Here is a 19,509-nt window from a genome sequence, read left to right on the forward strand (position 1 = left end):
CTTTAGGGTGAGCGTATTGCGCTGTGCGCTTGACCCGTCCTTGGCTAAACTGCCAATTCATTAATCAAAAAGCAGCTCACCATGCTTCGTCTATTGTTCTGGATCGCCCTGATTGCCGCTGCCGTATGGTTCTGGCGCAAGTTCAAGGGCCCGACGTCGGTCGCCAATATGCCGCGCGAGCAAGATGCTCCGCCCATGGTTCGCTGTGCTCATTGCGGCGTACACCTGCCCCGCGACCGCGCGTTGAAACTCGAACAACAGTGGTATTGCAGCCAGGCTCACCTTGAGCAAGGCCCGGGCTCCAGTGATCGCTGAGACGCCCAGCCCAGGCAACAAACAGGCCCAGCGACTGCTGCGCCTCTATCACCTCTACCGCTTAAGCGTCGGCATCACCCTGGTGCTGTTGATCTCCAGCAACATGGACAACCAGTTGCTGAAGTTCGCCAATGACGACCTGCTGCGCAACGGCAGCTGGTTGTACCTGGTGCTGAATATCCTGCTGGTGGTCTTTCTGGGGAACACCCGGCGCCCCGCGCAGCTGTTCGGCCTGGCGCTGGTCGATGTCCTGCTGCTGTGCGGCCTGTTCTATGCCGCAGGCGGCATGGCCAGTGCCATCGGCAATTTGCTGATCGTCTCAGTGGCCATCAGCAATACCTTGCTGCGCGGGCGTTTCGGTCTGCTGATCGCAGCGGTCGGTGCCCTTGGCATTGTGGGTTTGAGCTTCATCCTGAGCTTCAACCACCCCGCCAGCCCCAGCGATTACCTGCAAATCGGCACCCTCGGCGCCCTGTGTTTTGCCGCGGCGCTGCTGGTGCAGGGCTTGACCCGACGATTGGAGGTCAGCGAAACCCTGGCCGAACAGCGGGCCAGTGAAGTGCTCGGTCTCGAAGCCCTCAACGCACTGATCCTGCAACGCATGCGCACGGGCATTCTGGTGCTCGACAACCAGCGGCGGGTGCAACTGGCCAATCACAGCGCCTTGACCTTGCTGGGGCAGGAAAAACTGGACGGCCAGTTGATCGACGATTACTCGACACCGTTGGTCGAGCGGCTCCAACTGTGGCTCAACAATCCAACGTTGCGCCCGCAAAGCCTGCAGATCGCCAGCAACGGCCTGGAGCTGCAACCAAGCTTCATTGCCCTGGACCAAAGCCCGCACCACCAGACGCTGGTTTTTCTCGAAGACCTCGCCCAAATCGCCCAACAGGCCCAACAACTGAAACTCGCGGCCTTAGGTCGCCTGACCGCCGGGATTGCCCATGAGATCCGCAATCCACTGGGCGCCATTAGTCATGCCGCGCAGTTACTGCAGGAATCCGAGGAACTGAACGGCGCGGACCGGCGTCTGACGCAGATTATTCAAGACCAATCTCAGCGCATGAATCGGGTAATCGAAAACGTCCTGCAATTGTCCCGTCGCCAGCAAACCGTGCCGCAACGGCTCGATTTGAAGCCGTGGCTGGAGCATTTCGTCGCCGAAACCCGCGAAGGCTCGAAAGAACATCAGCAGATTCACCTGCGCATCGGTTCGGGAGACTTCAAAACCCTGATGGATCCGGATCAGCTGACCCAGATTCTCGATAACCTGTTGCGCAATGCCTGGCGCCATAGCGCCCTCAAGCATGATCGGGCGCAGGCCTGGCTCGAGTTGTTTGTCGACCCGGACAGCCAGTTGCCGACCCTGGAAGTCCTGGACGATGGCCCCGGCGTTGCACCGGACCAGCGTACTCACCTGTTCGAACCGTTCTTCACCACCAGCAGCCAGGGTACTGGCCTGGGGCTTTATCTGTCCCGTGAGCTGTGCGAAAGCAATCAAGCCCGCCTAGACTTCAAATCACGCCAAGGCGGCGGCTGCTTTCGCATCACCTTTGCTCACGGACGGAAACAAAGTTGAACACGAGCCCACGGCAAAAAATCCTCATCGTCGACGACGAGCCGGATATCCGCGAACTCCTGGAAATCACCCTGGGACGGATGAAACTCGACACCTTCAGCGCACGCAACCTCGCAGAAGCGCAGGCGCTACTGGCTCGGGATACGTTCGACCTGTGCCTGACCGACATGCGCCTGCCTGACGGCACCGGTCTGGCGCTGGTGCAGCACATCCAGCAGCGCTATGCACAAGTGCCGGTGGCGATGATCACCGCCTACGGCAGCCTGGAGACAGCAATAAATGCCCTCAAGGCCGGCGCCTTCGACTTCCTGACCAAACCGGTCGACCTCACCCGCCTGCGCGAACTGGTCATCAGCGCCCTGAGCTTGCCAGCGCCAGGCGGCACCAGCAGCGGCATCGACCGTCGACTGCTGGGCGACTCGCTGCCAATGCGCAACCTGCGCAAACAAATCGACAAACTGGCCCGCAGCCAGGCTCCGGTGTACATCAGTGGCGAGTCCGGCAGCGGCAAGGAACTGGTCGCTCGACTGATCCACGACCAAGGCCCGCGCGCCAGCCGACCGTTCGTCCCGGTGAACTGTGGGGCAATCCCGTCAGAACTGATGGAAAGCGAGTTTTTCGGCCATCGCAAAGGCAGTTTCAGCGGCGCCATCGAAGACAAGCCCGGGCTGTTCCAGGCCGCCCATGGCGGTACATTGTTCCTCGACGAAGTGGCTGACCTGCCGCTGGCAATGCAGGTCAAACTGCTGCGGGCGATTCAGGAGAAAGCCGTTCGCAGCATCGGTGGCCAGCAGGAAACCGTGGTCGATGTGCGCATCCTCTGCGCCACACACAAAGACCTCGACGCCGAAGTCGCCGCCGAACGCTTTCGCCAGGACCTGTACTACCGCCTGAACGTGATCGAGCTGCGAGTACCGTCCTTGCGCGAACGCCGCGACGACATTGAGCTTCTGGCCAACAATATGCTCAAGCGACTGGCGGCCAGCACTGGCCAACCCCCAGCAAAACTCCACCCGCAAGCCCTCGAAGCGCTGAAAAACTATCGCTTTCCTGGAAACGTGCGGGAATTGGAGAACATGCTCGAGCGGGCTCACACCTTGTGCGAGAACAAACAGATCGAAGCCAGCGACCTGCGCCTGGCTGAAGGCAACTGCAACCCGGACGGCGGCGTGCCGGACCTGACACAGATCGATAATCTGGAAGCCTATCTGGAAAACGTCGAACGCAAACTCATCCTCCAGGCCCTGGAAGAAACCCGCTGGAACCGCACGGCGGCGGCCCAGCGATTGAATCTGTCGTTTCGGTCGATGCGTTACAGGCTGAAGAAATTGGGGCTGGATTGAACCGTTAACAGCTCTTCTGTCAGATTCGTCCGGCTGGCGCATACGGCGCAGGGTCGATAATCGGCGCCCGCCCCAGCATCACATCGGCAAACAACTGACACGACGCCGGCGCCAGCACCAGCCCGTTACGGTAATGCCCGCAATTGAGCCAGAGCCCGTCATATCCCGGCACCCGACCGATATAGGGGATTCCTTCAGGCGACCCGGGCCGTAACCCCGCCCAATGCCCCACCACCTCGGCATCCGCCAATGCCGGAATCAATTCCACCGCCGATGCCTTCAGGCTTTCCAGCGCGGTGTCGGTTGGCGTCTTGTCGAAGCCCTCATGCTCCAGCGTACTGCCGATCAGGATGTGCCCGTCGCGCCGGGGAATGGCATAACGCCCCTTGGCCAGGACCATGCTCGGAAGGAAGTCCGCTGCGCACTTGTAGAGAATCATCTGTCCCTTGACCGGTTCGACCGGCAGCTCCAGGCCCAGCTTTTTCAGCAAGTCACCGCTCCAGGCCCCCGCCGTCAAAACCACCTCATCACCCCGAATGGCCCCCATCGAGGTTTGTACCCCGACCACCGCAGAACCTTCCCGGATAAATTCGCTGACCTCGCATTGTTCATGGATCGTCACGTTCGGCAACGCCAGCAAGGCGGCCTTGAGGGACTTCACCAGCCGTGGATTACGCACATTGGCCACATCGGCCATGTAGATCGCCCGCGAAAAACCGTCGCCCAATACCGGCACTGCATCGTGGGCCGCAGAGATATCCACAGCCCGCAGCGGACGGTTCTCCCGTTTGGCCCAGGCGAGTGCTTCGGCTTCGTCATCCAGGTCCAGCCAATACAACCCGGTGGTGTGCACTTCAGGATCGACACCGGTGGCAGCGAACAAACGCTGGGCCAGTTGTGGATAAAAATCCTGGGACCAATGAGCCAGTGCAGTGACCGCCGGGCTGTAGCGCCATGGGTAGAGCGGCGAAACGATCCCGCCACCGGCCCAGGAAGACTCCTGACCGACGTTCGAGCGGTCCAGCAGCACCACGCTCTGCACTTCGGACGCGAGATTGAACGCCGTCAGCAGGCCAATCACCCCGCCACCGACAATCACCACTTGCTGTTCACTGCTCATGTTCTGATCCAACCGTTCAATAGACAGAGGGCGCAAAAGGCGCCCGAAAAAGGAACTCAGCGACCCCAGCAATCCTTGGTGGCCAGGCCGGACGCGGCATTGACCATGCTCCTGACACCGGTATTGGTGAGAGTGAAATCACCGCACTTGTCGCTGGCCATGGTCGAACCGGCCTTGCGTGTTGCCGTCAGCAGGAAGGTCTGATCGGTCAGGGTCGGGGTGATGGTGTAGAAATCATTGCCAGCGCTGAGGCCAGTGGCATTGGTGTAGACATTATTCTTCGAATAGAAACGCTCGAGGATCTGCGCCTGCTCGGAAAGCAACCCGGCGACTTCAGTACGGCGGCCCTTTTTTACGTACTCGGTGAGGCTCGGATAGCCAATGGTGATGACGATCCCGATGATCGCAATCACGATCATGATTTCGATCAGGGTAAAACCTCGGTTGGATCTGCGCATGCCTCAACTCTCACTTACTGTATTTGTCGCCACATGATGCGACGGCCGCTGCCGCCACCGGATTTTTCCACCAGAGTGGTCACGCCACCACCGGAGTCGTTCACAATCTTGCGGGTTGCGTCATTGACGACCGCGTTCAGGGTCGGGATACCACCGGTGAAGATCACCCCGCTGGAAATCGTGTCGTTGCTGTCGACCACCCCGTCGGCATTGGTGTCGAGTACCGCGTAATTGAGCATCTTACCGCTGAACGCATCGAGTTCGACCAGTTTGCCGGTACCGAAGCTGGCACAGGGGTCCACGGTATCCACGCTGAGCGTGGTAAAAACTATTCGCCCCGATACCAGGCTGGCCTGATAGATCACCCGCTCCCCCGTCAGCACGTTGTTGTACACCAGGGGCAAGTACCAGCCTTTCTTGGCCGGGTAGGTCACCTCGTTCTGGCTGGTGGTGATGAATTGCCCGGTGCTGCCCGAAAACACGCCGGTCACCGCCTGCGCCTGCAAACTGGAAACGGTGATTTGTCCTGCGCCCCCCTCGGCATCCCATACCGCGTAGAACGCCTGCAGATCCTTGTTGGTCTTGTCGGCAACCTCATTGAATTTGCCGGTGCCGAAAAACACCTCCTTGCCGCCCAACACGTGATCCGCCAGCAACGGTTGCGCGGTAATCGGCTGGGTCGCGCCACCTGCAGTGGTGAACAACGGCTTGCCGGAAAACGCCACGCCCCAGGTGTCAGGGGTGGTGCCACTCAAATCGAACTTCCACAACCGCCCTTTCAGGTCGCCCCCATAGGCAGCCTGCACCACATTCTGCGAGTTGACCCTGAGCTTCACCGACGACAGGCCGTTGGTGGTTTCGGTACTGTCGACCACGATTTTCTTAATCAGCGAGCCGTCGCGAATATCCACCACATACAACGCCGCCACCCCGGAGTTGCTGCCATAGCCATTGGAGATAAACGCAGCCCAGCGCCCATCAGCCAAGCGTGCCACTTCTGGACGTGCATAGGCATAACCCAGATCATTGAAAATGTTCGCTGTACTGGCCGTGGCCGGTGCGCTGACTTCCCACAGTGCCTTAGTCTCGTTACCAGCCGATGCGTCGAACAATTGCAGCGCATAAAAGGTTCTGCCGCCCGCCCCCGTTCCGCCAATCGCCAGGGTTTTCCAGGCGCTGTTGAGCTGGGCATCGAACACGCCGACCTGGCCATCGACCAGAAACTTGTGGCTCACACCGTTGATGTAAGTGGGATCAGCGATGTCGTTCAACGATGGCAGCACGCTGGAGGGCATGTAGGCATAACGCCTGACACCGTTGGCCGAGTTGATGATGTTTACAAAACCGTCGTTGGCATTCACCACCAGGCTGGCATTCATGTTGGCGGCTTTGGTGGTCAGGTAAGTGCTGTAGCTGGTGTCTGCCACCAGATCGGACGCGGTTTTGTCCGTAGGTGAGGCCAGCACGAGTGGCGAATTGATGATGTCACCGAGCAATACACTGCGAACTTTCAGCCCGGTTTTGTTGATGCCCTTGCTCCACTCCACCAGATCGTTGCCGTTGATGCCAGTGGGCAGTCCCTGGTTGAGGGCTGTCTGCTGCGCCGCAGAGAAATTGCTGTAAGCCAGGGTGACCGCCGCGTTGGTTTGCGTGTTCCAGGACTGGTAGGTCGGTGCAGTGGCGCCGGGCACGATGGTGGTGTCGGTCGTCCACAGCGCAGCGGCGGTGTTAACCGCGCCCGCCGACGTGAAGCCGAAGGACTTGATCGTACCCCGCCAGTCCTTGGGATCGTAGCTGGTCTGGAAATAGCTCGAGTTGCTGGTCAGGGTCGTGCCGCTGGCCACACCACTGCCACCTGAGCCGGCCTTGGAAGTGATGTCGCTCAGGGCAGCAGTCAGTGCATTGTTAAGTCCCGCACTGTCGCTCGCCTGGTAGTACTTGCCCTGCCCATAGGTCGCGGCATCCGCCAACATCTGGTTTGCAGCGGTGAAACCCACGGTATAGGTGTTCATGTACTGCCTGGGAAAATCCAGGGCGTTCCAACTTTTGCCAGTGGCATCGGTTCCCGTGGAGCGCATGTCGATGTCGAAGGCGAACTTGGCAATGTCATCCAGGTACAGGGTGTCGCCCTCATCATCGCCTGAGGGGTCGGCACCATCGTTACTGCTGATCCCGTCCCAGTTCGGTAACCGGCTGCCACCCAGCGGATCGTCGGTCGGAAAGGTTCGATCGTAGGTCGGCAGACCATCGCTGATCACCACCCCGTAGTTTTTCTGGCAACGGTACTGAATCGGACTGGTATAGGTGGCGGGCGTCGAGTTGTTGTACGGCGCCATGCCACGGAAATAACGAGTGATCTCGTAATAGGCTTCCGCCAGCGGCGTATTGGCTTGCGCACTCAGCTCGTCGATCCCGGCGATCAGTGAGGTGTAATTGGTATCGGCTTGAGCCTGAGTCACAGTGCCGCTGACCGCCGACAAATCGCTGATCGAGCGGGCGATGTAACCACCGTCATTCTTATGGTTGCCGACCGCCAGGTTGAATGTCGACAGGCCGATGCGTAGCGAACGGTTGTTGGCCACCAACGTCTTGGAAACGTTGCGCGCCACGTTCATCCGGTAATCGTTGGGGATCGAGCCGTCGGTGAAGTCCCGGTCAGTGTTGTTGGCCAGGCTGATCAGGTAGGACAAATAATTCGCCGTATACCGCGTGTCCTCGCTTCCCACCGGATCGGGAAGCTTCAGGCAAAGCGAATCCAGACCGAGAAGGCTGTTTTTATAAAAACCGTACCATCCGGCCTTCGAGCATGTTCCATGATTCAAACTCGACAAGGCGATATTGTTATCGGTCATGTCCAGGTCGCGGCCTTTGTTGCACGAACCATTGGAGAGGCAAATCGTCACCGGGGTGCGTACGACCGTCGGGTCGAAGCCGGCCGCCCAGATAATGTTGTTCATACTCCCCGAGTCATCGAGCAGCAGCATCACATTGGGAGGCACGGCGGCGGCGCTCAACAGCGGCGAATCCGAGGGCATGAAGGCGTAGGTCGGCGCGGCCAGATAAAGGCTCGAGGCCGCGCCGCAGAACAGCTGCAGTAACCAACGGCGCCAGCCTGTGCGGGTCTCAGTACTTCGCATAAATACTCTCCACCACACTGCGCGAGCTGCCCGCGATGCCTACGGCGGTCACTCGGTAAAGTGTTGCCGACGTGTTGCTCGCCACGTTCACGGCAGTCAGGGTAGTGCCGATGTTCTGCACTCCGTAAAAGCCGCTACCGGAAGCGATCCAGGTCACCCCCGAGGTGGAGTTGAACCCGGCGGCGGTGATGACCGACGCCTCGGCCGGCGGCGCGCATTGGCTGGTGCCACTGCAGACCGGCAATGAGTAGGAGTTCAGTTGCACCGCGCTTTCACCAACCCGCAACGCCGCTTCCGCGCCCTGGAACGACTGGTTGCGCAGGATCACGCTGCTGGTCATTTTCTCCTGCAACGTGGCGCTCTGCATCGACGAGAGACCGATCAACGTCAGCACCAGGAGAAACACCAGGCTGACCAACAGCGCCATGCCGCGCTGGGCGTGAGATGTCATGGGTGCACGACTCATCGGCCCTCCCCTCATTGCAACCGGTTGCGCAAGGCGGCAACTACGTTGAAGGTTTGATTGCGGACCCGGTTGTTCGGGTCGGTGAGGGTCAGCGTCAGCCGCACACTGCGGATTCGCGCCGGATCGGACGGATTGCTGCTATAGCTGGAGGCGGCTGTATCCGTAGCTGAGCTGGCGAGCCCGAAGCTCACGCCAAAAGCACTGACGTTATTGATGAGCACCGCCTGAGTCGGCGTGCCGGTGCCGGTGCCCATCAGCAGTTGGTTGTTGCTGAAGCTGTAGATCAGCCGCCTGATCGGAAACGCCAACTGCCCCGATGCCGGCGTGCGTAAACCGGTGTAGGCCGTCGCGGTATTTCGACAGTCGGAAACCACCGTCCAGGTCGGCACTCCGCCACTGCCGCCGACATCTGCGGTGACCAGCGTCAATTTGAGGTTGGCATTATCCCAACTGATCGGCGTGAGCAGGCTTGCATTGAAATCCCCCGCCGAGCTGGCGTCGGTAATCGTACCCAGACAACCGAACATGCCGACCATGCGAATTTCCTGAATCATCTTGCTCAGGACGAACCGTGCATCTTCCTGCATGCCGGCGGCAGTGCTCTGGCTGACGTAGGTGTTTTTGGCCGCGATGAAAATCTGCGCCACGCCCAGGATCACGATCAAGCTCAATGCCAGGGCTATCAGCAATTCGATCAGGCCGAAACCTCTGCTGGTTCTGTTCATGGTGTCGTCGCCGGATCAACGGTGGCGCGGCTGGTGAGGACGAAACTGCGGCGCGAATCGGCGATATTGGCGGCCCGGGAGTCGTCCCAGGTAATGGTGATGGTGTACACCCGCTGGTTGCGGACGATGCTGCCGGTGGCCGTGGCGCCGCCGAAATTGATGATATTGGTAGTGAAGTCGTAGAGGTCCTGATCCCGGGCCACGCTCAGGTTGCCCGAGGTCGGTGGCGTGACGGTGTAATCGGCGCCGGAGTTGGCGCGGATGCGGTCCATCATGTCGTAGGCGATAAAACTCGCCTGACTGGTCATCCGCGAGCTGTCGGTGTACTTCAGCGCATTGAGCTGAATCGCCGCCGCGCCCAACAGACCCACAGCCAGCACCAACAACGCGACCAATACCTCGATCAGCGTCATGCCCTCCTGTGCACGCTTGCTCCAACCCCTCATCCGCAACTTCCACCCAATAGAATTCGTCCGTTCAAACACACATTCAGCGTCCTGCTTTGCGCCCCCAGCACATAACTGATCACCACCGCCGTGGACGGCGCCGCCAAACCGCCGAGATTGTTGAAATCAATCGCGGTCACTCCTGAGGTTAGCGTCAGAGTTGCTCCGCTGCTCATCGCTGGAACAACCCGCAATACATTGGCCGGATTGCCAGTACCGTCATAAACGCTCAGCTCGCCGGTCCAGACACTGCCGCCGGCCGTCGGGCGAACCCGAGTGGTGAGGCCCCGATCAATCGCCTCAAGCCGTGCGTAATTGAGTGCCCGTTGCAAATCGCCGACCTCGGTGTCGGCCTTGTTGCTTTGCACCGAGCGGGTGAACGCCGGAACGGCCAGGGTAATCAGGATCAGAAACACCGCGAGCGTGACCAGCAGCTCGATCAGCGTGAAACCTTTTGTACGATGATCCATCAGTGCCCTCCGTTGCCGTCGGCTATACCTGCTTCTACACGCTAGAACATTCGACCGACAGATGTACGGTTGTTTTGCCATTACTCGCGCAAGGATCGCGCGGGCCGCAGCACTCCATGGAGGGAGATGACATGCATCAGCAAGGTTTCAACCTGATCGGACTGCTCATGGGACTGACAATTGTCGGGATTGTTCTGCACCTGGTCAGCCCGGCATTTGCAGCCCTGACAGAATCAAACCATCGGGAGCAAGCGGCGCAGTCAATTGTCAGTGGTATACGCACAGCCAGAACGGCTGCCATCACCCGCAATCAGAGCGTGGTGATTCACGCTATCAACGGCGACTGGAGCCAAGGCTGGCGGATCATTCTGGATATCAGCGGCAAAGGCCCGGAAGACAACAGCAATCCGCTGCTGGTTGAGCACATGAGTAGCACTCGGGTGCCGATTGTCGGCAATTGGCCGGTCAGGCGCTTCGTGCGTTTCAGCAGTCTGGGCCAACCGCTGATGCCCGAACGGGCATTTCAGGCAGGGACGCTACATATTTGTTCGGCTCGCGAGCCGGTCAGCCAGCTCCAGGTGGTGCTGGCGGCGAGCGGTCGAGTGCGCCTGGCCAACCATAAGGCTGAGCAGGCGCTGTGTCGAAAGGCGAAAAGTATTACAGCAGCGAACGCACGCGCAGCTCTTTAGGCATGGAGAAGGTGATGTTCTCCTCGCGACCGGCCAGTTCATCGGCCCCCGTGGCACCCCAGGCCTGCAATTGCTGGATCACGCCACGTACCAGCACTTCCGGAGCGGAGGCACCGGCCGTGATGCCAATACGCTCGACACCGTCGAACCAGCTCTTTTGCAGGTCTTCGGCACCGTCGATCAGATAGGCCGGGGTGGCCATGCGTTCGGCCAGTTCACGCAGACGATTGGAGTTGGAGCTGTTCGGGCTGCCAACCACCAGCACCACGTCGCACTCGTCCGCCAGTTGCTTGACAGCGTCCTGACGGTTTTGCGTGGCGTAGCAGATGTCGTCCTTGCGCGGACCGCCGATCGCCGGGAAACGTGTACGCAGGGCGTCGATCACGCGACTGGTGTCGTCCATGGACAGGGTGGTCTGGGTAACGAAGGCCAGCTTTTCAGGGTTGTTCACCTGCAACTCGGCGACATCTTTCTCGTCTTCGACCAGATAGATCGCGCCACCATTGCTGCCATCGTACTGGCCCATGGTGCCTTCGACTTCAGGATGGCCAGCATGGCCGATAAGGATGCATTCACGGCCGTCACGACTGTAACGCGCGACTTCGATGTGCACCTTGGTCACCAGCGGGCAGGTCGCGTCGAACACCTTCAGGCCACGACCTGTGGCTTCGGTACGCACGGCCTGGGAAACGCCGTGGGCGCTGAAGATCACGATCACGTCGTCCGGCACCTGATCCAGTTCCTCGACGAAGATCGCCCCACGGGCACGCAGGTCTTCGACGACGAATTTGTTATGGACCACTTCGTGGCGCACATAGATCGGCGGCCCGAAGACTTCCAGGGCGCGGTTGACGATTTCGATCGCCCGGTCCACACCGGCGCAGAAGCCACGGGGGTTGGCGAGTTTGATTTGCATGCTGTGCCTCGTGTCTTGCGCGCAAGAAATAGCGAAAACAGTGAAAAACCTGTGGGAGCGAGCCTGCTGTGGCTCGCTCCCACAACTTTACAGCGCTTTGACGTTGATGATCTCGACGTCAAAGGTCAAGGTCTTACCGGCGAGCGGGTGGTTGAAGTCGATGGTCACTTGCGCGTCATCGAATTCCTTCACCACGCCTGGCAGCTCGGTATTGGCCGCATCATTGAAGATCACCAGCAATCCTGGCGACAGTTCCATGTCCTGGAACTGCGAGCGCGGGATGATCTGCACGTTTTGCGGGTTAGGCTGGCCAAAAGCGTTTTCCGGCTCGATGGCCAGGCTGCGCTTGTCGCCGGCCTTGAAGCCGAACAGCGCGGCCTCGAAGCCTGGCAACAGGTTGCCGTCGCCGACCTTGAAGGTCGCCGGGGCTTTATCGAACGTGCTGTCGACGGTGTCGCCGTTCTCCAGGCGCAATGCAAAGTGCAAGGTGACTTCCGTGTTCTGGCCGATACGCTGTTCAGCCAATACCTGTTCAGTCATGAACGGTTTCTCCGGTCTTCTTACTTTTGAACATATCCAGTGCAAGCATCACGGCACCGACAGAAATAGCACTGTCAGCAAAGTTGAACGCCGGGAAATACCAGCGGTTCTGCCAGTGCACCAGAATGAAATCGATCACATGGCCCAGGGCAATACGATCGTACAGATTGCCCAGCGCGCCACCCAGCACCAGGGCCAGCGCAATCGCCAGCCAGGTTTCGTTGCGCCCCAAGCGCTTGAGCCAGATCACCAGCACCGCACTGACCACCACCGCGATCAAGGCAAACAACCAGCGCTGCCAGCCGGAGCTGTCAGCCAGGAAGCTGAACGCCGCGCCAGTGTTGTAGGCCAGGGTCCAGCTGAATAAATCGGGGATCACCACGATTTGCTGGTACATCTCGAGCTTGCCTTCGAAGTAGAACTTGCTGGCCTGGTCGATGACCAGGACCAGCAAACTCAACCAGAGCCAGCTCAGCCGTCCGAAACGGCCAGCCGCATTAGGCATAGTGACGAACCTCGCCCGCGCCGCTGATGTTGTCGACGCAACGACCGCAGATTTCCGGATGTTCCGGGTTCACGCCGACGTCTTCACGGCAGTGCCAGCAACGGGCGCACTTGGCGTGAGCCGACTTGACGATCTTGAGCTTCAGGCCGCTGACTTCGGTGACCACGGCATCGGCCGGTGCCTGCACCAATGGCGCAACACTGGCGGTCGAAGTGATCAGCACGAAACGCAGTTCGTTGCTCAGCTTGGCCAGGTCGGCGCTCAGCGCGTCTTCGGCGAACAGCGTCACTTCGGCTTGCAGGTTGCCACCGACGGCCTTGGCTGCACGCTGGATTTCCATTTCCTTGTTGACCGCAACCTTGACCGCCATGATCCGGTCCCAGTAAGCGCGATCCAGCTCGAAGCCTTCCGGCAGTTCGCTCAGGCCTTCGTACCAGGTGTTGAGCATCACAGACTCGTTACGCTCGCCCGGCAGGTATTGCCACAGCTCGTCGGCGGTGAACGCCAGGATCGGCGCGATCCAGCGCACCAGCGCTTCGCTGATGTGGAACAGCGCGGTCTGGCACGAACGACGGGCCTTGCTGTCGGCGCCAGTGGTGTACTGGCGGTCCTTGATGATGTCCAGGTAGAAACCGCCCAGCTCCTGCACGCAGAAGTTGTGGATCTTGGAATAGACGTTCCAGAAGCGGTATTCGCCGTAGTGCTCCTGCAGCTCGCGTTGCAGCAACAGCGTGCGATCCACGGCCCAACGGTCCAGGGCGAGCATTTCTTCGGCCGGCAGGAGGTCGGTGGCCGGGTTGAAACCGGTCAGGTTGGAAAGCAGGAAGCGCGCGGTGTTACGGATACGCCGGTAAGCGTCCGCACTGCGTTGCAGGATCTGCTCGGAAACCGCCATTTCACCCGAGTAATCGGTGGAAGCGACCCAAAGACGCATGATGTCGGCGCCCAGGGTGTCGTTGACCTTCTGCGGCGCGATCACGTTGCCCAGGGACTTGGACATTTTGCGACCGGATTCGTCGACGGTGAAACCGTGGGTCAGCAGTTCGCGGTACGGTGCGTGGTCGTCGATGGCGCAACCGGTCAGCAACGACGAGTGGAACCAGCCGCGGTGTTGGTCCGAACCTTCCAGGTACAGGTCGGCGCGTGGGCCGGTCTCGTGACCCATCGGGTGCGAACCGCGCAGGACGTGCCAGTGCGTGGTGCCCGAGTCGAACCAGACGTCCAGGGTGTCGCTGATCTTGTCGTACAGGGGCGCTTCGTCACCGAGCAACTCGGCGGCGTCCATCTTGAACCAGGCTTCGATGCCTTCGACTTCGACGCGCTGGGCGACGATTTCCATCAGTTCGACGGTGCGTGGGTGCAGTTCGCCGCTTTCCTTGTTCAGGAAGAACGGGATCGGCACGCCCCAGTTGCGCTGACGGGAGATGCACCAGTCCGGACGGTTGGCGATCATCGAGTGCAGGCGCGCCTGGCCCCAGGCCGGGACGAATTTGGTGTCTTCGATGGCTTTGATCGCGCGTTTGCGCAGGGTGTCGCCCGCTGCTGGCTCTTTGTCCATGCCGATGAACCACTGCGCGGTGGCGCGGTAGATCAGCGGGGTCTTGTGACGCCAGCAATGCATGTAGCTGTGTTCGATGGTGGTGGTGTGCAGCAGCGCGCCGACTTCGGTCAGTTTATCGACGATGGCCGGATTGGCCTTCCAGATGAACTGGCCGCCGAAGAACTCCAGCGATGGCACATACACGCCATTGCTTTGCACCGGATTGATGATGTCATCGTTGACCATGCCGTACTTCTTGCAGGTCACGAAGTCGTCTACGCCGTAGGCTGGCGAGGAGTGAACCACGCCGGTGCCCGCGCCCAGTTCGACGTAGTCGGCCAGGTAAACCGGCGACAGGCGATCGTAGAACGGGTGACGGAAGTTGATCAGTTCCAGCGCTTTACCGGTAGTGGTGGCGATCACCGAACCTTCCAGGCTGTAGCGGGCCAGGCAGGACTCGACCAGTTCTTCAGCCAGTACCAGCAGCTTGTCGCCGACGTCGACCAGGGCGTAGTTGAACTCCGGGTGAACGTTCAGCGCCTGGTTGGCCGGGATAGTCCACGGAGTGGTGGTCCAGATCACGATCGAAGCAGGTTTGCCCAACGACGGCAGACCGAACGCGGCAGCCAGTTTGGCTTCGTCGGCGATCGGGAAGGCCACGTCGATGGTCGCGGACTTTTTGTTCTCGTACTCGACTTCCGCTTCAGCCAGGGCCGAACCGCAGTCAAAGCACCAGTTCACAGGCTTCAAGCCCTTGAACACGAAGCCACCCTTGACGATTTCCGCCAGGGCGCGGATTTCACCGGCCTCGTTTTTGAAGTCCATAGTTTTGTACGGGTTGGCGAAGTCGCCCAACACACCCAGACGGATGAATTCGGACTTCTGGCCTTCGATCTGCTCGGTGGCGTAGGCACGGCACAGTTCGCGGGTCTTGTCGGCGCCCAGGTTCTTGCCATGGGTCACTTCGACTTTGTGCTCGATCGGCAGACCGTGGCAGTCCCAGCCCGGAACATAAGGTGCGTCGAAACCCGACAGGGTTTTCGAGCGGATGATCATGTCCTTGAGAATCTTGTTCAGCGCATGACCGATGTGAATCGTGCCGTTGGCGTACGGAGGACCGTCGTGCAGTACGAACTTCGGACGATCCTTGCCAATCTCGCGCAACTTACCGTACAGGCCAATGCTGTCCCAGCGCTGCAGAATCTGCGGTTCGCGCTGAGGCAGGCCGGCCTTCATTGGGAAGGCGGTGTCCGGAAGGTTTAGCGTGGCTTTATAGTCGGTCATTTAAGGCTCTTCATTAGCGATTGGCGCTAGGTGCGACAGGGCACGGGCGGCGGCGATATCCGCATTGATCGCCGTCTTAAGCGCCTCCAGAGAGGCGAAACGCTGCTCTTCACGCAGCTTGTGGTGGAAAACCACCGTCAAACGCCGGTCATACAGATCGCCGGCAAAATCTAAAAGGTGCACTTCGAGGTGGGCTTTGCCATCCCCTTCGACCGTTGGCCGCACACCAATATTGGCGACGCCTGGCCAGGTCTTGCCATCGATGTCGACGCTGACCAGGTAAACCCCGCTCAACGGCACACGGCGACGCTTGAGTTGCACGTTGGCCGTGGGCGTACCCAGCTGGCGCGCCAGCTTCTGGCCGTGCAGGACCCGCCCGGCAATCCGGTACGGGCGACCGAGCAGTTGCTCGGCCAAGGCGAAATCGGCAGCCGCCAGAGCATTGCGGACCTGAGTGCTGCTGACACGAATGCCGTCCAGCTCGACGGTCTGCGCTGCTTCGACGGTAAAGCCCTGAAGGACGCCGGCCTGTTGCAAGTAGTCGAAATCCCCCAGCCGGTCGCAGCCAAACCGGAAATCGTCACCGACTTCCAGATGCTGCACGCCGAGGCCGTCCACCAGAATGGTATCGACGAATTCTCTGGCGCTGAGTTTGCTCAGGCGATGGTTGAAAGCCAGGCACAACACCCGGTCGACACCTTCTTCGGCCAACAACTGCAGTTTGTCCCGCAGACGAGCCAGACGGGCCGGGGCGGTTTCCGGAGCGAAGAACTCCCGCGGCTGCGGCTCGAAAATCACCACGCAGCTGGGCACGCCCAACTCGAGCGCACGCTCTCGCAGCCGGACCAGGATAGCCTGGTGGCCACGGTGAACACCGTCAAAGTTGCCAATAGTGGCGACACAGCCCCGATGCTGGGGGCGCAGGTTGTGGAGACCTCGAACCAGCTGCATAACGCGCTTCTTGCTCATAAAGTGGTCGATTATAACCACACCCGGCGGCCGACGACAGGCAACACCGTAACCCAAAGTAATCGAGCCGACAAAACTGCCGGTTCGCCCATGATTATCGAGATAACGTCTTCAGCTCAAGGCCTTGCGATTGAAGTCGCGCAAACGGAAGCCCATCAACAGCAACATGCCGAAATACGCCACGACGCCAGCGATCACCAATGCACCCAGACGCAGCAGCCGCTCAAGCATAGGCCCCTGCCCCCAGGCCGGCATAAAGTGCATCGCACCCAGCAATACTGCAGACATCACCGCTACCGCCACCAGCAATTTGAGCCCGAACTTCGCCCAGCCCGGTTGCGGCTGATACATCTGCTGCTTGCGCAGTTGATAAAAAAGCAAACCGGCGTTGATGCAGGCACCCGCGCTGATGGCCAGGGCCAGGCCGGCGTGCGCCAGCGGACCGATCAGCACCAGGTTGAACAGCTGGGTGACGATCAGGGTGAAAATCGCGATTTTCACCGGCGTGCGGATGTTTTGTTGCGCATAGAAGCCAGGTGCCAGCACTTTAATCACAATAATCCCCAGCAAGCCGACGGAATAAGCGATCAACGCACGCTGGGTCATGGCCGCATCGAAAGCACTGAACTGGCCGTACTGGAACAGTGAGGCCGTCAGCGGCTCAGACAGAATCCCCAGCGCCAGGGCGCACGGCAACACCAGCATGAAGCACAGGCGCAGCCCCCAATCGAGGATTCGCGAGTATTCGTGGCGATCCTGACTGGCATAGGTCTTGGCCAGGGTCGGCAACAAAATCGTGCCCAGCGCCACACCCAGCACGCCGGATGGCAACTCCATCAGGCGGTCGGCGTAATACATCCAGGACACGGAACCGGCCACCAGGAACGAGGCAAAAATAGTATTGATGATCAGCGAAATCTGACTCACAGAAACCCCGATGATCGCGGGCAGCATCTGTTTCATGACCCGCCAGACACCGCTATCGCGCAGATTCAGGCGCGGCAAAACCAGCATGCCGATTTTCTTCAGGTGTGGCAGTTGAAACAGCAACTGCGCCAGCCCGCCCACCAGAACAGCCCAACCCAGCGCCATCACCGGCGGATCGAAGTACGGCGTCAGGAATACCGCAAAGATGATCATGCTGACATTGAGCAGGGTCGGCACGAAGGCTGGCACCGAGAAGCGGTTCCAGGTGTTGAGGATCGCCCCGGCCAGCGATGACAGGGAGATCAGCAATATATAAGGAAAAGTGACCCGCAACAGATCGGTGGTCAGCTGGAATTTTTCCGGAGAATCGACAAAACCCGGTGCCGTGGCCCAGATAACCCAGGGGGCGGCGAGCATGCCCAACGCAGTGACCAGCGCCAGTACCAATGTCAGCAGGCCTGAGACGTAGGCAATGAAGGTCCGCGTCGCCTCCTCGCCCTTCTGGCTTTTGTATTCAGCAAGAATCGGCACAAAGGCCTGGGAAAACGCCCCTTCGGCAAAGATCCGCCGCAGCAGATTGGGCAGTTTGAAGGCGATAAAGAAGGCGTCGGTCGCCATTCCGGCACCAAATGCACGGGCGATTAGAGTGTCACGAACAAACCCCAACACCCGGGAAAGCATCGTGATAGAGCTGACAGCGGCCAACGATTTGAGCAGATTCATTGAAAGAGTTTGTGCCTGTCGATAAACAGCAGGCGAACAACGCGCCCACTTATGCGATACTCCGCGCCGCAACAGCACAGAGCCAAAGCTCGCGAGTTTACAGGTCGCGCGCCGGAAAGAAATATCCAGCGCACCGCCCCCTTGAAAACGTAGCGAGCGAAGGCAAGACAAGGCGAAAGCAGGCGAGAAAGCGGAGTTGACTTTAGTCAATGAGCATTTTGAGTCTGCTTTCAACGCTGTATTGCCGAGCGCAGTAGTTTTCATGGGGCCGGAACCGGCCACTTAGCGGAACGTCTCTTCCGCCCTTGACAAGCCATCAACTCATCGGCATGATTCGCGGCCTATTTTGTTTGCTATTTCCTAAAAAGTCTTTCGAGGAGCTCGACGGTGGCCAACACACCTTCCGCCAAAAAACGTGCAAAACAGGCTGAGAAGCGTCGCAGCCACAACGCCAGCCTGCGTTCCATGGTTCGTACCTACATCAAGAATGTAGTTAAAGCCATCGACGCAAAAGACGCTGCTAAAGCTCAAGCTGCTTACGTTCTGGCCGTGCCAGTTATCGACCGTATGGCCGATAAAGGCATCATCCACAAGAACAAAGCTGCTCGCCATAAGAGCCGTCTGAATGGCCACGTCAAGGCCCTGAACGTTGCCGCTGCTGCCTAAGCGACGCGCTCGTTAAAAAACCGACCTCAGGGTCGGTTTTTTATTGCCTGCGATTTAGCAAATGTGGCGAGGGGGCTTGCCCCCGTTCGATTGCGCAGCAATCGTAAACCGGTCACCACTTTCTGATTCAAGATCGCGGCAACTGATTACAGGGGCGCTTCGCACCCCAACGGGGGCAAGCCCCCTCGCCACACAGACTCCCACACCTGGACCTGCGTCAGATTACTGGGCGTGAGTCCACGGCAGAATCGGAATCGCCGTCACCGCATTCTGCGGACTGCCCTCGATCAAACGATCGCTGTAGACCAGATACACCAGGGTATTGCGTTTCTTGTCGAGGAATCGCACCACCTGCATAGTCTTGAATACCAGCGAGGTGCGCTCCTTGAACACCTCCTCGCCATCCTTGAGCTCACCCTTGAAGTTGATCGGCCCGACCTGGCGACATGCAATAGACGCTTCAGCGCGATCCTCGGCCAATCCCAGACCACCTTTCACGCCACCCGTCTTGGCGCGCGACAAGTAACAGGTCACGCCCTCCACCTTCGGATCATCAAACGCCTCGACAACGATACGGTCGTTCGGGCCGACGAATTTGAACACCGTCGACACCTGGCCAATCTCCTCGGCCGAGGCCAGCAGCGGCATCGCCAACAACAAGCCCAATAATCCTTTTGCCACACGCATTCAG

The 19,509-nt window shown here is 59.6% G+C and carries 19 protein-coding genes; 5 read left to right on the plus strand and 14 right to left on the minus strand.

Going from position 1 to position 19,509, the window contains the following annotated elements:
• Positions 1-81: 81 nt before the first annotated feature.
• From ACEN9A_RS25620 to ACEN9A_RS25630, 3 genes are read left to right on the plus strand one after another with little or no spacing between them, the layout of a single operon-like run.
• On the plus strand, positions 82-315 hold the full coding sequence (locus ACEN9A_RS25620; RefSeq protein ID WP_007938406.1) for a PP0621 family protein: 234 nt from the start codon (positions 82-84) through the stop codon (positions 313-315).
• Positions 305-1,894 carry a sensor histidine kinase gene (locus tag ACEN9A_RS25625; RefSeq protein ID WP_258671193.1) on the plus strand — a complete coding sequence of 530 codons (1,590 nt, stop codon included), beginning with the start codon at positions 305-307 and terminating at the stop codon, positions 1,892-1,894. Before ACEN9A_RS25620 ends, ACEN9A_RS25625 begins: the two co-directional genes overlap by 11 nt.
• On the plus strand, positions 1,891-3,237 hold the full coding sequence (locus ACEN9A_RS25630) for a sigma-54-dependent transcriptional regulator (RefSeq protein WP_019650972.1): 1,347 nt from the start codon (positions 1,891-1,893) through the stop codon (positions 3,235-3,237). Before ACEN9A_RS25625 ends, ACEN9A_RS25630 begins: the two co-directional genes overlap by 4 nt.
• A 19-nt stretch (positions 3,238-3,256) precedes the next feature.
• On the opposite strand, the gene thiO is transcribed toward ACEN9A_RS25630, so the two are convergent.
• Genes thiO through ACEN9A_RS25665 form a run of 7 tightly spaced genes read right to left on the minus strand, consistent with a single transcriptional unit; the run spans position 3,257 to position 10,059 of the window.
• Positions 3,257-4,357 carry a glycine oxidase ThiO gene (gene thiO / locus ACEN9A_RS25635; protein WP_258671194.1) on the minus strand — a complete coding sequence of 367 codons (1,101 nt, stop codon included), beginning with the start codon at positions 4,355-4,357 and terminating at the stop codon, positions 3,257-3,259.
• Positions 4,358-4,413: 56 nt separating this feature from the next.
• Complete coding sequence (locus ACEN9A_RS25640; protein ID WP_019581258.1) at positions 4,414-4,815, minus strand: type IV pilin protein; 402 nt, start codon at positions 4,813-4,815, stop codon at positions 4,414-4,416.
• A 14-nt stretch (positions 4,816-4,829) separates the two neighbouring features.
• Complete coding sequence (locus tag ACEN9A_RS25645; RefSeq protein ID WP_258671195.1) at positions 4,830-7,952, minus strand: pilus assembly protein; 3,123 nt, start codon at positions 7,950-7,952, stop codon at positions 4,830-4,832.
• Positions 7,939-8,418, minus strand: coding sequence for a pilus assembly PilX family protein (locus ACEN9A_RS25650; protein WP_258671196.1), 480 nt, complete (start codon positions 8,416-8,418; stop codon positions 7,939-7,941). The genes ACEN9A_RS25645 and ACEN9A_RS25650 overlap by 14 nt, the downstream gene beginning before the upstream one ends.
• Before the next feature lie 11 nt (positions 8,419-8,429).
• On the minus strand, positions 8,430-9,143 hold the full coding sequence (locus ACEN9A_RS25655; protein ID WP_019650968.1) for a PilW family protein: 714 nt from the start codon (positions 9,141-9,143) through the stop codon (positions 8,430-8,432).
• Complete coding sequence (pilV, locus tag ACEN9A_RS25660; protein WP_026346003.1) at positions 9,140-9,589, minus strand: type IV pilus modification protein PilV; 450 nt, start codon at positions 9,587-9,589, stop codon at positions 9,140-9,142. The genes ACEN9A_RS25655 and pilV overlap by 4 nt, the downstream gene beginning before the upstream one ends.
• Positions 9,586-10,059, minus strand: coding sequence for a GspH/FimT family pseudopilin (locus ACEN9A_RS25665; protein ID WP_064620450.1), 474 nt, complete (start codon positions 10,057-10,059; stop codon positions 9,586-9,588). Before ACEN9A_RS25665 ends, pilV begins: the two co-directional genes overlap by 4 nt.
• 131 nt (positions 10,060-10,190) lie before the next feature.
• On the opposite strand from ACEN9A_RS25665, the gene ACEN9A_RS25670 reads away from it, so the two are divergent.
• Positions 10,191-10,748, plus strand: coding sequence for a GspH/FimT family pseudopilin (locus ACEN9A_RS25670; RefSeq protein WP_258674216.1), 558 nt, complete (start codon positions 10,191-10,193; stop codon positions 10,746-10,748).
• On the opposite strand, the gene ispH is transcribed toward ACEN9A_RS25670, so the two are convergent.
• From ispH to murJ, 6 genes are all read right to left on the minus strand, one after another.
• A complete protein-coding gene (gene ispH / locus ACEN9A_RS25675; protein ID WP_018925888.1) occupies positions 10,717-11,664 on the minus strand; it encodes a 4-hydroxy-3-methylbut-2-enyl diphosphate reductase in 948 nt (315 codons plus the stop codon). The two genes, ACEN9A_RS25670 and ispH, sit on opposite strands and share 32 nt — an antisense overlap.
• Before the next feature lie 87 nt (positions 11,665-11,751).
• On the minus strand, positions 11,752-12,189 hold the full coding sequence (gene fkpB / locus ACEN9A_RS25680) for an FKBP-type peptidyl-prolyl cis-trans isomerase (protein WP_258674217.1): 438 nt from the start codon (positions 12,187-12,189) through the stop codon (positions 11,752-11,754).
• Positions 12,190-12,196: 7 nt separating this feature from the next.
• Positions 12,197-12,709 (minus strand): signal peptidase II, encoded by a 513-nt coding sequence (gene lspA, locus ACEN9A_RS25685; protein WP_007938422.1) that lies wholly within the window; start codon positions 12,707-12,709, stop codon positions 12,197-12,199.
• The gene (gene ileS / locus ACEN9A_RS25690; RefSeq protein ID WP_204124866.1) at positions 12,702-15,533 is read right to left on the minus strand and encodes an isoleucine--tRNA ligase; all 2,832 of its coding nucleotides are present in this window, start codon (positions 15,531-15,533) and stop codon (positions 12,702-12,704) included. The genes lspA and ileS overlap by 8 nt, the downstream gene beginning before the upstream one ends.
• Positions 15,534-16,484 carry a bifunctional riboflavin kinase/FAD synthetase gene (gene ribF, locus ACEN9A_RS25695; protein WP_019650963.1) on the minus strand — a complete coding sequence of 317 codons (951 nt, stop codon included), beginning with the start codon at positions 16,482-16,484 and terminating at the stop codon, positions 15,534-15,536.
• A 129-nt stretch (positions 16,485-16,613) separates the two neighbouring features.
• Complete coding sequence (murJ, locus tag ACEN9A_RS25700; protein ID WP_258671197.1) at positions 16,614-18,152, minus strand: murein biosynthesis integral membrane protein MurJ; 1,539 nt, start codon at positions 18,150-18,152, stop codon at positions 16,614-16,616.
• 387 nt (positions 18,153-18,539) lie between these two features.
• On the opposite strand from murJ, the gene rpsT reads away from it, so the two are divergent.
• Complete coding sequence (gene rpsT, locus ACEN9A_RS25705; RefSeq protein ID WP_007901883.1) at positions 18,540-18,818, plus strand: 30S ribosomal protein S20; 279 nt, start codon at positions 18,540-18,542, stop codon at positions 18,816-18,818.
• A gap of 222 nt (positions 18,819-19,040) precedes the next feature.
• On the opposite strand, the gene ACEN9A_RS25710 is transcribed toward rpsT, so the two are convergent.
• Complete coding sequence (locus ACEN9A_RS25710; RefSeq protein WP_007938427.1) at positions 19,041-19,505, minus strand: CreA family protein; 465 nt, start codon at positions 19,503-19,505, stop codon at positions 19,041-19,043.
• Positions 19,506-19,509: the final 4 nt, after the last annotated feature.

It is taken from the genome of Pseudomonas sp. Pseusp18 (assembly GCF_059506005.1).

Bases quoted from the DNA above. Each gene is read 5' to 3' on its own strand.
- ACEN9A_RS25620 (WP_007938406.1), top strand. From the start codon at position 82: ATGCTTCGTCTATTGTTCTGGATCGCCCTGATTGCCGCTGCCGTATGG.
- thiO (WP_258671194.1), bottom strand. From the start codon at position 4,357: ATGAGCAGTGAACAGCAAGTGGTGATTGTCGGTGGCGGGGTGATTGGC.
- ACEN9A_RS25640 (WP_019581258.1), bottom strand. From the start codon at position 4,815: ATGCGCAGATCCAACCGAGGTTTTACCCTGATCGAAATCATGATCGTG.
- ACEN9A_RS25645 (WP_258671195.1), bottom strand. From the start codon at position 7,952: ATGCGAAGTACTGAGACCCGCACAGGCTGGCGCCGTTGGTTACTGCAG.
- ACEN9A_RS25650 (WP_258671196.1), bottom strand. From the start codon at position 8,418: ATGAGTCGTGCACCCATGACATCTCACGCCCAGCGCGGCATGGCGCTG.
- ACEN9A_RS25655 (WP_019650968.1), bottom strand. From the start codon at position 9,143: ATGAACAGAACCAGCAGAGGTTTCGGCCTGATCGAATTGCTGATAGCC.
- pilV (WP_026346003.1), bottom strand. From the start codon at position 9,589: ATGAGGGGTTGGAGCAAGCGTGCACAGGAGGGCATGACGCTGATCGAG.
- ACEN9A_RS25665 (WP_064620450.1), bottom strand. From the start codon at position 10,059: ATGGATCATCGTACAAAAGGTTTCACGCTGATCGAGCTGCTGGTCACG.
- ACEN9A_RS25670 (WP_258674216.1), top strand. From the start codon at position 10,191: ATGCATCAGCAAGGTTTCAACCTGATCGGACTGCTCATGGGACTGACA.
- ispH (WP_018925888.1), bottom strand. From the start codon at position 11,664: ATGCAAATCAAACTCGCCAACCCCCGTGGCTTCTGCGCCGGTGTGGAC.
- lspA (WP_007938422.1), bottom strand. From the start codon at position 12,709: ATGCCTAATGCGGCTGGCCGTTTCGGACGGCTGAGCTGGCTCTGGTTG.
- ileS (WP_204124866.1), bottom strand. From the start codon at position 15,533: ATGACCGACTATAAAGCCACGCTAAACCTTCCGGACACCGCCTTCCCA.
- ribF (WP_019650963.1), bottom strand. From the start codon at position 16,484: ATGCAGCTGGTTCGAGGTCTCCACAACCTGCGCCCCCAGCATCGGGGC.
- murJ (WP_258671197.1), bottom strand. From the start codon at position 18,152: ATGAATCTGCTCAAATCGTTGGCCGCTGTCAGCTCTATCACGATGCTT.
- ACEN9A_RS25710 (WP_007938427.1), bottom strand. From the start codon at position 19,505: ATGCGTGTGGCAAAAGGATTATTGGGCTTGTTGTTGGCGATGCCGCTG.